Below are 10872 nucleotides of genomic sequence, written 5' to 3' on the forward strand. Positions count from 1 at the left end.
TCCGCCCCAGCCCAGCCGGCCACCGCCGAACCCGCGCAGCCGACCGGCGCCGCCGTGTCGGCAAAGGCCTATGCGCAGACGCCGCAGCAGGTCCGCTACGGCGACGCCATTGCCTTCCGCACGCTGATCCCGTCGCCGCTGCTCGAGCAGCTCACCGCGAACGAATACGCGCAGATCGTGCAGGCGGCCGCCGATAGCGACCGCCTGCTGCCCGCGAACCAGCCACGCGTGAAGCGCCTGCGCGCGATCGTCGCGAAGCTCGCGCCGTATTCGGTGAAATGGAACGACCGCGTGAAAAGCTGGGCGTGGGACGTCAACGTGATCCGCTCGCGCGACATTCGCCTGACCTGCCTGCCGGGCGGCAAGGTACTCGTGTACGGTGGCCTGCTCGATCGCGTCCGCCTGAACGACGACGAACTCGGCGTGCTGCTCGCGCATGGCATCGCGCATGCGCTGCGCGAACACGCGCGCAGCAACTTCAGCGCGACCTCGCAGACGTCGCTGCGCGCGGCCACGCTGCCGCCGCTGTTCGGCGTCGGCGAGCCGCTGCCGCAGGCACTGAACCTCGGCGAACGCCTGCAGTCGCTCCACTACGACCCGACCGACGAGACCGAAGCCGACGTGATCGGCGGCGACATCGCCGCCCGCGCGGGCTTCGATCCCCGCGCGGCAATCACGCTGTGGGACAAGCTCGCGGTCGCGACACGCGGGAACAAGGCGACGGGCTTCATCTACACGCACCCGTACAGCACCGCCCGCCGCCAGGATCTGCTGAACCGCCTGCCGGATCTCATGCCGCTGTACGCAAAGGCGGAGGGCAAGCGCGTCGACGCACTGCCCGACTACGCGGGCATCAGCGCGCAGCGTCGCAAGGTCGTGCGGCGCTGAACACGCGGCAACGCTGCACACCGCTTTCACACGCGCGGCACCGCCGCTGCGCGCCGCCGTTCGCTCAGGTCGTCAGGTCGATCGCCCCCCGATCGCCGATGGGCCGGCTTACGCTTTCGCGCATCCAGCGCACCTCGTCACCCGGGCTGCGGCCGAACAGCCGCTTGAACTCGCGGCTGAACTGCGACGCGCTCGCATAGCCGACACGCGCGGCCGCCGTGCCGGCGCCGACTCCGTCCTGCACCATCATCAGCCGCGCCTGGTGCAGCCGCGCGGCCTTCACGTACTGCATCGGCGACGTCGCCGTCACATGCTTGAACTGCGCATGGAACACCGCGAGGCTCATGCCGGCCTCGCGCGCGAGCGTCTCGACGTCGAGATCGGTTCTCAGGTCGGCATGGATGCGCCGCAACGCCTTCGCGATGCGGCCGAAGTGATGCTGCTGCACGAGCGCCGCGCGCATCGCGTCGCCCTGCTCACCCGTCAGCACGCGATACGCGATCTCGCGCATGATCGCCGGGCCCAGCACGCGCGTGTCGTGCGGCGACGCGAGCGCTTCGAGCAGCCGCACGACCGCGTCGGCCAGCGGCGCGTCGAGGGGCGTCGAATACACGCCGACCGGTTCGCTGACGGCCGCGCCGAGCGTCTCGTCGAGCAGGATCGCGAGCTCGGCGATCACGGCGAGATCGACGCGGATCGAGATCGCGAGAAACGGCTCGTCCATGCTCGCGAAGGTCTCGCATTCGAACGGCAGCGGCACCGACAGCACGAGGTACTGCTGCGCGTCGTAGACGAACGAACGGTCGCCGAGATAGCCGAGCTTGCGCCCCTGGCACACGACGATGATGCTCGGTTCGTACAGCACGGGCATACGCGGCGCGGGACGGCTCACGCGGAAGAAGCGCACGCCGTCGAGCGTTGCAAGCGTGTCGCCCTCGTTCGGCGCGAGGCGCGTGTGCAGCTCGATCATGCGGCGCTGCACACGGTCGCCCGAGTCGGCGAAAAGGGGCTCGAAGCTCATCTGCGTAGTCCTGTCCGGCAAGAGAATCTGGCTCGCAATGTAGCACCTTGAACGTGTTTTGACGGCTGTTTGGATGCAGTTAGAGAGGAATAGGCAAATCTTCCAGACCTTCGTGTATTTCGCCGCGGCGCCGCGCTCCTTACGATGACGTCCTGCCTCGCCGCATCGCCACATGATGCGACGGCAGTCTGTTTCGCCGGATGCTTTCCGGACAAGGAGCCCATCGCATGAGCACTACCTATGCCTACGCAGCGACCGATTCGCAGTCGCCGCTTGCCCCGTTCGAATTCCAGCGTCGCGCGCTGCGCGACCTCGACGTCCAGATCGACGTCCTCTACTGCGGCGTCTGCCACTCGGACCTGCACCAGGCGCGCAACGAATGGCGCAACACGATCTACCCGGTCGTGCCGGGCCATGAAATCGTCGGCCGCGTGACCGCGACCGGCCCGGATGTGACGCGCTTCAAGGTCGGCGAGCTGGTCGGCGTCGGCTGCCTCGTCGATTCGTGCCGCACCTGCCCGAGCTGCGCCGACGGCCTCGAGCAATATTGCGAGAACGGCTTCGTCGGCACCTACAACGGCCAGGATCGCGTGACGGGCGACATCACGTTCGGCGGCTATTCGACGCAGCTCGTCGTCGACGAGGCGTTCGTGCTGCGCGTGCCCGACACGCTCGACCCGGCCGGTGCCGCGCCGCTCCTGTGCGCGGGGATCACGACGTACTCGCCGCTGCGGCAGTGGAACGTCGGCCCCGGCAAGAAGGTCGGCATCGTCGGGCTCGGCGGCCTCGGCCACATGGGCGTGAAGCTGGCGCGCGCGATGGGTGCGCACGTCGTGCTGTTCACCACGTCGCCGTCGAAGGTCGAGGACGGCAAGCGGCTCGGTGCGCACGAAGTCGTGATCTCGAAGGACGACGCGCAGATGAACGCGCACCTGAACAGCTTCGACTTCATCCTGAACACGGTCGCCGCACCGCACGACCTGAACCCGTTCCTGCACCTGCTGAAGCGCGACGGCACGATGACGCTCGTCGGCGCACCGGAGCACGACCATCCGTCGCCGCAGGTGTTCAACCTGATCTTCAAGCGCCGCCGCCTCGCCGGCTCGCTGATCGGCGGGATCGCGGAAACGCAGGAAATGCTCGACTTCTGCGCGGAGCACGGGATCACGTCGGATATCGAAACGATTCCGATGCAGCAGATCAATGCCGCTTACGAGCGGATGCTGAAGAGCGACGTGAAGTATCGCTTCGTGGTCGACATGGCATCGATCAAGCAGTAAGCACCGCCGGGCGGCACCCGCCCCAAGCGAAACGGGCCGCATGTTCGACATGCGGCCCGCTCTGCATCCGGCGACCGGGTGGCTCGACAGCTACGCGCACGGCGTAGCGTCGAACATCACTTCTTGTAGTCGTAGTCGATCGTCAGCGGCGCATGGTCGCTGAACTTGATGTCCTTGAAGATCGACGTGCTTTTCGCGGTGCCGGCAATGCCCGGCGTCGCGATCTGGTAATCGATCCGCCACCCGACGTTCTTCGCATACGCCTGGCCGCGGTTGCTCCACCACGTGTACTGCTCGGCGCGCGGGTCGAGCGTGCGGAACACGTCGACATAGCCGACATCGTCGAACAGCTTCGTGAGCCATTCGCGCTCTTCCGGCAGGCAGCCCGAGTTCTTCTGGTTGCTCTTCCAGTTCTTGATGTCGATTTCCTTGTGGACGATGTTCACGTCGCCGCACAGGATCACCTCGCGCTTCTTCTTCAGCGCGGCGAGGTGCGGCATGAACTCGTCCATGAAGCGGTACTTCGCCTGCTGGCGTTCTTCGCCGCTCGAGCCGGACGGCACGTACACCGACACGACCGACAGCTTGCCGTAGCGCGCCTCGACATAGCGCCCTTCGGCATCGAATTCGCTGCTGCCGAAGCCGATGATCACGTCATCGGGCTCGCGGCGGCTGTACACGCCCGCGCCGCTGTAGCCCTTCTTCTCGGCGTGGTGGAAATAGCTCTTAAAGCCGTGCGGCTCGACGAATTCGGTGGGCAGGTCGTCGGCCGAGACCTTGATTTCCTGCACGCACACGCAATCGGCGTTCTGTTCGCCGAGCCACTCGAAGAAGCCCTTCTTCGCGGCGGAGCGGATGCCGTTCAGGTTGGCGGTAATCACTCGCATCATGTCGGATTCCGTTCAGTTCGATGTTTTTTCAGGGGTGCAGCTTAGCGGATCTTCACGCCTTCGAGCTCGGGCTTCGGCGGCGGGAATTCCAGCTTCATGTCGGTCATCGCGCGCAGCAGCAGCTCGGCTATCATCACGTTGCGGTGCGTCTTCGAGTTCGCCGGGATCACGAACCACGGCGCGTGCTCGGCCGACGTCGCGGCGAGCGCGTCGCGGTAGGCGGACTGGTATGCGTCCCAGTGCTTGCGCGCGTCGAGATCGGAGATGTCGAACTTCCAGTGCTTGGTCGGATCGTCGATGCGCGCCTGCAGCCGCTCGCGCTGCTCGTCCTTCGAGATGTGCAGGAAGCACTTGATGATCGTCGTGCCGTTCTCGACCAGCATCGTTTCGAAATCGCGGATCTGCCGGTAGCGGCGCTCGCATTCCTTCGCGTCGATCAGGTCGAGCACGCGCGGCACGAGCACGTCCTCATAGTGGCTGCGGTTGAAGATCGCGAGCTCGCCCGCGGCCGGCACCTGCGCATGCACGCGCCACAGGAAGTCGTGCGCGGCCTCGATCGGCGTGGGCGCCTTGAACGGCACAACGCGCAGGCCGAGCGGATCGACCTCGCGGAACACCGCTCGCACGGTGCCGTCCTTGCCGCTGGTATCCATCCCCTGCAGCACGAGCAGCACGCGTTTCTTCTGCTGCGTGTGCAGGCGCTCCTGCTGCACGTCGAGCTCGGTCGACACGGCCGACAGCCGTTCGCGGTCGTCGTCCTTCGAACCGGACGAGAACGGCTTCGCGGCCGGGTCGAACGCATCGAGCTTGAATGCTGCGGCTTCCTTCTCGCGCGTGCTGTACGGCACGCGGAAATCGTCGAGCGACGGTTGTTTCGCCATTCGTTCCTCCGTTGGACGCTATGGTGCATACGATAACGCATCCACCAAACGCAACGGGCCGCCCCGAACTGGTTCGGGGCGGCCCGTCGTCAAGCGCGGTTCAGGCGCGCGGTCATGCTCAGCCGAGCTTCTTCTTCAGCAGTTCGTTGACCTGCTGCGGATTGGCCTTGCCCTTCGTCGCCTTCATGGCCTGGCCGATCAACGCGTTGAACGCCTTTTCCTTGCCCGCGCGGAATTCCTCGACCGACTTCGCGTTAGCCGCGAGCACTTCGTCGATGATCGCTTCCAGCGCGCCGGTGTCGGAGATCTGCTTCAGCCCCTTCGCGTCGATGATGCGGTCGGCCGCCCCTTCGTCGTCGGCCTTCTCGTCCCAGATCGTCGCGAAGATTTCCTTCGCGATCTTGTTCGAGATCGTGCCGTCGGCGATGCGCTGCAGCACGAGCGCGAGCTGCGCGGCCGAGACCGGAATCGCGTCGATCTCGATGCCGTCGCGGTTCAGCTGCGACGACACGTCGCCCATCAGCCAGTTCGCGGCGATCTTCGCGTTCGCGGTGCCCGCCTTCGCGACCACGGCCTCGAAGTACGCGGCCATCGCCTTGCTCGACGTCAGCACGCCCGCGTCGTACGCGGACACGCCGTATTCGTCGGCGAAGCGCTGCTGCATCGCGACCGGCAGCTCGGGCATCCCGGACTGCACGCGCTCGATCCAGTCCTGGCCGATCACGAGCGGCATCAGGTCGGGGTCGGGGAAGTAGCGGTAATCATGCGCGTCTTCCTTGCTGCGCATCGAACGCGTCTCGCGCTTGTCCGGATCGTAGAGGCGCGTTTCCTGCACGACTTCGCCGCCGTCCTCGATCAGCTCGATCTGGCGACGCACCTCGAAGTTGATCGCTTCCTCGAGGAACCGGAACGAGTTCAGATTCTTGATTTCCGCGCGCGTGCCGAACTTCTCCTGGCCGACCGGGCGCACCGACACGTTCGCATCGCAGCGGAACGAGCCTTCCTGCATGTTGCCGTCGCAGATGCCGAGCCACACGACGAGCCCGTGCAGCGCCTTCGCGTAGGCAACCGCCTCGGCCGCGCTGCGCATTTCCGGCTCGGTGACGATTTCGAGCAGCGGCGTGCCCGCGCGGTTCAGGTCGATACCCGTCATCCCGGCGAAGTCTTCATGCAGCGACTTGCCTGCATCTTCCTCGAGGTGCGCGCGGGTCAGGTTGACCGTCTTCTCGTACGCTTCCTTGCCGGCCTTTTCGTTGGCGGGCACCTGGATCGTGATCTGGCCGCCCTGCACGACCGGAATCTCGTACTGGCTGATCTGATAGCCCTTCGGCAGATCGGGGTAGAAATAATTCTTGCGCGCGAAGATGCTGCGCGGCGCGATGGTCGAGCCGATCGCGAGGCCGAAGCGGATCGCGCGTTCAACCGCGCCGCGGTTCAGCACCGGCAGCACGCCCGGCAGCGCCAGGTCGACCGGGCAGGCCTGCGTGTTCGGCTCCGCGCCGAACTGCGTCGGCGCGCCCGAGAAAATCTTCGAGACGGTCGACAGTTGCGCGTGCGTCTCGAGACCGATGACGACTTCCCATTGAGTTGCCATATGCTTACACCCCCGCCGGAACTTGCTTGTGCCAGTCGGTCGCGCGCTGGAACGCGTCCGCGACCTGCAGCATCCGGGCTTCGTTGAAATAGTTGCCGATGATCTGCAGGCCGACCGGGCGCTTCGCGTTCGCGCCCGCACCGAAGCCGCACGGCACGCTCATGCCGGGCAGGCCGGCGAGGCTCACCGACAGCGTGTAGATATCCGCGAGATACATCTGCACCGGATCGTCGCCCTTCGAGCCGAGATCCCATGCGACCGTCGGCGAGGCCGGGCCCATGATCACGTCGCAGGACTTGAACGCTTCCTGGAAATCGTTCGCGATGATGCGGCGGATCTTCTGCGCCTGCAGGTAGTACGCGTCGTAGTAGCCGTGCGACAGCACGTACGCGCCGACCAGAATCCGGCGCTTCACCTCGGGGCCGAAGCCTTCCGCACGCGACTTCTTGTACATGTCGAGCAGGTCGCCGTACTGCGCGGCGCGGTGGCCGAAGCGCACGCCGTCGAAACGCGACAGGTTCGACGAGGCTTCAGCCGGCGCAATCACGTAGTACACGGGGATCGACAGCTCCGTCTTCGGCAGCGACACGGGCACGAGCGTCGCGCCGAGCGCTTCATACTGCTTCAGCGCCGCGTCGATCGTCGCGCGCACGTCGTCGGCGAGACCGTCGCCGAAATACTCGTTCGGCAGGCCGATGCGCAGGCCCGCGAGCGGCTTGCCCGCATCGTTGCCGGCCGCCCACGGCTGGCCGAGGTGGCGCGTGAAATCTTCATCGTCGCGCTCGAGGCTCGTCGAGTCGCGCTCGTCGAAGCCGGCCATCGCGTTCAGCAGCAGCGCGCAATCGGACGCGCTCTGCGCCATCGGGCCGCCCTGGTCGAGCGACGACGCGAACGCGATCATCCCGTAGCGCGACACGCGGCCGTAGGTCGGCTTGATGCCCGTCACGCCCGCGAACGACGCGGGCTGGCGGATCGAGCCGCCGGTGTCGGTGCCGGTCGCGGCCGGCGCGAGGCGTGCGGCGACGGCGGCCGAGCTGCCGCCCGAGCTGCCGCCCGGCACCGCGTTCGTGTCCCACGGGTTCTTCACCGCGCCGAACGCCGAATTCTCGTTCGACGAGCCCATCGCGAACTCGTCCATGTTGGTTTTGCCGAGCGTGACCATGCCGGCCGCCTGCAGGCGGGCGACGACGGTCGCGTCGAACGGGCTCTCGTAATTCGCGAGCATCTTCGAGCCGGCGGTCGAGTGCCAGCCGCGCGTGACGAAGACATCCTTGTGCGCGATCGGCAGGCCGGTGAGCGCGCCGCCCGCGCCGCGCGCGAGCTCCGCGTCGGCAGCTTTCGCCTGCGCGAGGGTCAGATCGGCATCGACGTGGACGAACGCGTTCAGGTCGCGCGCGGCTTCGATCCGTTTCAGGTAGAGCTGCGCGAGCTCGACGGCCGAGCATTCCTTGGCGGCGAGCGCGGCGCGCAGTTCGGTCAGGCTTTTTGCGTGCATTGAGTGGTTTTCCTGGGAATTCTGGGTGACGCGCGGCGCGAAGGCGGCGGCGCGCTTGTCATCGAATGCTTACTCGATCACCTTCGGCACGAGATAGAGGCCGTCCTGGACGGCCGGCGCCGGACGCTGGTTGTCGTCGCGATTGACGACTTCCGTCACGGCGTCGTCGCGCAGGCGCTGCGCGACTTCCTGGATCTGTTCGATCGGGTGGGCGAGCGGCGCGATGCCGGCGGTGTCGACCGCCTGCATCTGCTCGACGAGGCCGAAGAGCTCATTGAGCTGGCCGAGCATGTGCTCGGCGTCGGCGTCGGCCATTTCGAGTCGCGCCAGGTGCGCGATGCGTTTCACATCGGTCAGGGTCAGGGCCATGCGATCACCGGAAAAACAAGGCTGCGCAGCGCATCAAAAGCAGCACTGCGGCGGGGGGTTGGAGGGTGCGATCCCACCCTCAAAAATCGGGGCCGAAGCGGCAAAAATACCGTCCGTTTCGATTCAAATACCGTGAAATTATAAGGTATCATTACGCGTTCGACCCAAACCCGGCAGCCTTTTCCCGCACCGTTTCGCCCCGCTTCGGCAAGCCGTGCGTGCATCGTGCGATCCCCGGTAGACATCACTCGCAGCTTCGTGCGCCGCGGCGGCCGCTTCCGCCACGCTTCCCGAGGCTGTTATTTTTTCCGCTGCCGCCCTCAGCGCTCGCTATGCAGGGCCGGCCCAGAGCGAAACAGGATTCTGAATGTTCGGTTTTTTGCGCAGCTACTTCTCCAACGATCTCGCGATCGACCTCGGCACCGCAAACACCCTGATCTACATGCGCGGCAAGGGCATCGTGCTCGATGAACCGTCCGTCGTGTCGATCCGCCAGGAAGGCGGCCCCAACGGCAAGAAAACCATCCAGGCGGTCGGTAAGGAAGCCAAGCAGATGCTCGGCAAGGTGCCGGGCAACATCGAGGCGATCCGCCCGATGAAGGACGGCGTGATCGCCGACTTCACCGTCACCGAGCAGATGATCAAGCAGTTCATCAAGACGGCCCACGAGTCGCGCATGTTCTCGCCGTCGCCGCGCATCATCATCTGCGTGCCGTGCGGCTCGACCCAGGTCGAGCGCCGCGCGATCAAGGAAGCCGCGCACGGCGCCGGCGCATCGCAGGTCTACCTGATCGAGGAGCCGATGGCGGCCGCGATCGGCGCGGGCCTGCCGGTGTCGGAAGCCACCGGCTCGATGGTCGTCGACATCGGCGGCGGCACGACGGAAGTCGGCGTGATCTCGCTCGGCGGCATCGTGTACAAGGGTTCGGTCCGCGTCGGCGGCGACAAGTTCGACGAGGCGATCGTCAACTACATCCGCCGCAACTACGGGATGCTGATCGGCGAACAGACCGCCGAAGCGATCAAGAAGGAAATCGGCTCCGCATTCCCGGGCTCCGAAGTCAAGGAAATGGAAGTGAAGGGCCGCAACCTGTCGGAAGGCATTCCGCGCAGCTTCACGATCTCGAGCAACGAAATCCTCGAAGCGCTGACCGATCCGCTGAACCAGATCGTGTCGTCGGTGAAGATCGCGCTCGAACAGACGCCGCCGGAACTCGGCGCCGACATCGCCGAACGCGGGATGATGCTGACGGGCGGCGGCGCGCTGCTGCGCGACCTCGATCGCCTGCTGGCGGAAGAAACCGGCCTGCCGGTGCTCGTCGCGGAAGATCCGCTCACCTGCGTCGTGCGTGGTTCGGGCATGGCGCTCGAGCGCATGGACAAGCTGGGCAGCATCTTCTCGTACGAGTGATCGTCCAGGCAGTTCCCTGACATGACGCAACCGCGGCGTGGCCGGATCGCTCGTTTAGAACGAACCGCCGCGCCGTTTGCGCGTCTGAGCATCATTTAACCGATCATTCGCGCCCGGCGCCGACCATGGAATACAGTCCGCCGCCCCTCTTCAAGCAAGGTCCGCCCGCGCTCGCGCGGCTCATCTTCTTCGTTGCCCTCGCCATCGCGCTCCTCGTATCGGACGCGCGCTTCAGCACGCTCGAAATCGTCCGCGGCGTACTCGGCACCGTGCTCTATCCGCTGCAGCGCGCCGCGCTCGTGCCGCGCGACCTGTTCATGGGCGCGGCCGACCTCGCCGTCACCGGCGCGTCGCTGCGCCACGAGAACGACGACCTCCGCAAGCGCAACCTGCAGCTGTCCACGCAAGCCAACCAGGCCGCCGTGCTCACGCAGGAAAACGCGCACCTGCGCGCGGTGCTCGAGTTGCGCCAGCACATCGCGACGCAATCGACGCCCGCCGAGATCCAGTACGACACGAGCGATCCGTTCACGCAGAAGATCGTGATCGGGCAAGGTTCGCAGCGGGGCATCCAGGGCGGTTCGCCCGTCGTCAGCGAAGACGGTGTGATCGGCCAGGTCACGCGCGTGTTCCCGCTGCAATCCGAAGTCACGCTGGTCACCGACCGCGATCTCGCGATTCCCGTGCAGGTGCTGCGCACCGGCCTGCGCAGCGTGATCTACGGCACGCCGAAGGGCGATTCGCTCGACCTGCGCTTCGTGCCGACCAGCGCGGATCTCGTCGTCGGCGACGAGCTCGTCACGAGCGGCCTCGACGGCGTCTATCCGCCCGGCCTGCCGGTCGCGAAGGTCGCGCGCGTCGACAAGCTCGCCGATACGGCGTTCGCGCGCGTGACCTGCGCGCCGATCGCCGCCGTGCGCGGCGCGCGCCAGATGCTCGTGCTGCATTACCAGAACGACATCCCGCCGCGCCCGGCCGAGCCCGATCCGGCCGCCGACAAGAACGCGAAGGGCAAGAAGGGCGCGAAAGCCGCCGCGAAGGGC

Annotated in this window: 10 protein-coding genes; 4 read left to right on the plus strand and 6 right to left on the minus strand. The window is 66.3% G+C overall.

The features are described 5' to 3' along the window. On the plus strand, positions 1-888 hold an 888-nt coding region (locus G3O06_RS43770), incomplete at its 5' end, for a M48 family metallopeptidase (protein ID WP_205819802.1). 64 nt (positions 889-952) lie between these two features. On the opposite strand, the gene G3O06_RS43775 is transcribed toward G3O06_RS43770, so the two are convergent. Then, positions 953-1909, minus strand: a complete 957-nt coding sequence (locus G3O06_RS43775; protein ID WP_174916635.1) for an AraC family transcriptional regulator — start codon at positions 1907-1909, stop codon at positions 953-955. 227 nt (positions 1910-2136) lie between these two features. On the opposite strand from G3O06_RS43775, the gene G3O06_RS43780 reads away from it, so the two are divergent. After that, on the plus strand, positions 2137-3189 hold the full coding sequence (locus tag G3O06_RS43780) for an NAD(P)-dependent alcohol dehydrogenase (RefSeq protein WP_174916636.1): 1053 nt from the start codon (positions 2137-2139) through the stop codon (positions 3187-3189). 116 nt (positions 3190-3305) lie between these two features. On the opposite strand, the gene G3O06_RS43785 is transcribed toward G3O06_RS43780, so the two are convergent. The 5 genes from G3O06_RS43785 to gatC form a co-directional block, all read right to left on the minus strand. Next, positions 3306-4079 carry an exodeoxyribonuclease III gene (locus G3O06_RS43785; RefSeq protein WP_174916637.1) on the minus strand — a complete coding sequence of 258 codons (774 nt, stop codon included), beginning with the start codon at positions 4077-4079 and terminating at the stop codon, positions 3306-3308. A gap of 41 nt (positions 4080-4120) precedes the next feature. Continuing rightward, positions 4121-4960: a polyphosphate kinase 2 family protein gene (locus G3O06_RS43790; protein WP_174985565.1), complete on the minus strand. Its 840-nt coding sequence runs from the start codon at positions 4958-4960 to the stop codon at positions 4121-4123. A gap of 118 nt (positions 4961-5078) precedes the next feature. Next, positions 5079-6554: an Asp-tRNA(Asn)/Glu-tRNA(Gln) amidotransferase subunit GatB gene (gene gatB, locus G3O06_RS43795; protein ID WP_174973611.1), complete on the minus strand. Its 1476-nt coding sequence runs from the start codon at positions 6552-6554 to the stop codon at positions 5079-5081. Positions 6555-6558: 4 nt separating this feature from the next. Further along, positions 6559-8049, minus strand: coding sequence for an Asp-tRNA(Asn)/Glu-tRNA(Gln) amidotransferase subunit GatA (gatA, locus tag G3O06_RS43800; RefSeq protein WP_174985569.1), 1491 nt, complete (start codon positions 8047-8049; stop codon positions 6559-6561). A gap of 69 nt (positions 8050-8118) precedes the next feature. Further along, a complete protein-coding gene (gatC, locus tag G3O06_RS43805) occupies positions 8119-8418 on the minus strand; it encodes an Asp-tRNA(Asn)/Glu-tRNA(Gln) amidotransferase subunit GatC (RefSeq protein ID WP_039353798.1) in 300 nt (99 codons plus the stop codon). Between the two features lie 367 nt (positions 8419-8785). On the opposite strand from gatC, the gene G3O06_RS43810 reads away from it, so the two are divergent. Next, complete coding sequence (locus G3O06_RS43810; protein ID WP_004189550.1) at positions 8786-9829, plus strand: rod shape-determining protein; 1044 nt, start codon at positions 8786-8788, stop codon at positions 9827-9829. A 125-nt stretch (positions 9830-9954) separates the two neighbouring features. Further along, the coding region (gene mreC / locus G3O06_RS43815; RefSeq protein WP_205819803.1) for a rod shape-determining protein MreC at positions 9955-10872 on the plus strand (918 nt) is incomplete at its 3' end.

The sequence above is a fragment of the Burkholderia sp. Ac-20345 genome (genome assembly GCF_017104825.1).
In the GTDB taxonomy this organism is placed as follows: Bacteria; Pseudomonadota; Gammaproteobacteria; order Burkholderiales; family Burkholderiaceae; genus Burkholderia; species Burkholderia lata_B.

Bases quoted from the DNA above. Each gene is read 5' to 3' on its own strand.
- G3O06_RS43775 (WP_174916635.1), bottom strand. From the start codon at position 1,909: ATGAGCTTCGAGCCCCTTTTCGCCGACTCGGGCGACCGTGTGCAGCGC.
- G3O06_RS43780 (WP_174916636.1), top strand. From the start codon at position 2,137: ATGAGCACTACCTATGCCTACGCAGCGACCGATTCGCAGTCGCCGCTT.
- G3O06_RS43785 (WP_174916637.1), bottom strand. From the start codon at position 4,079: ATGATGCGAGTGATTACCGCCAACCTGAACGGCATCCGCTCCGCCGCG.
- G3O06_RS43790 (WP_174985565.1), bottom strand. From the start codon at position 4,960: ATGGCGAAACAACCGTCGCTCGACGATTTCCGCGTGCCGTACAGCACG.
- gatB (WP_174973611.1), bottom strand. From the start codon at position 6,554: ATGGCAACTCAATGGGAAGTCGTCATCGGTCTCGAGACGCACGCGCAA.
- gatA (WP_174985569.1), bottom strand. From the start codon at position 8,049: ATGCACGCAAAAAGCCTGACCGAACTGCGCGCCGCGCTCGCCGCCAAG.
- gatC (WP_039353798.1), bottom strand. From the start codon at position 8,418: ATGGCCCTGACCCTGACCGATGTGAAACGCATCGCGCACCTGGCGCGA.
- G3O06_RS43810 (WP_004189550.1), top strand. From the start codon at position 8,786: ATGTTCGGTTTTTTGCGCAGCTACTTCTCCAACGATCTCGCGATCGAC.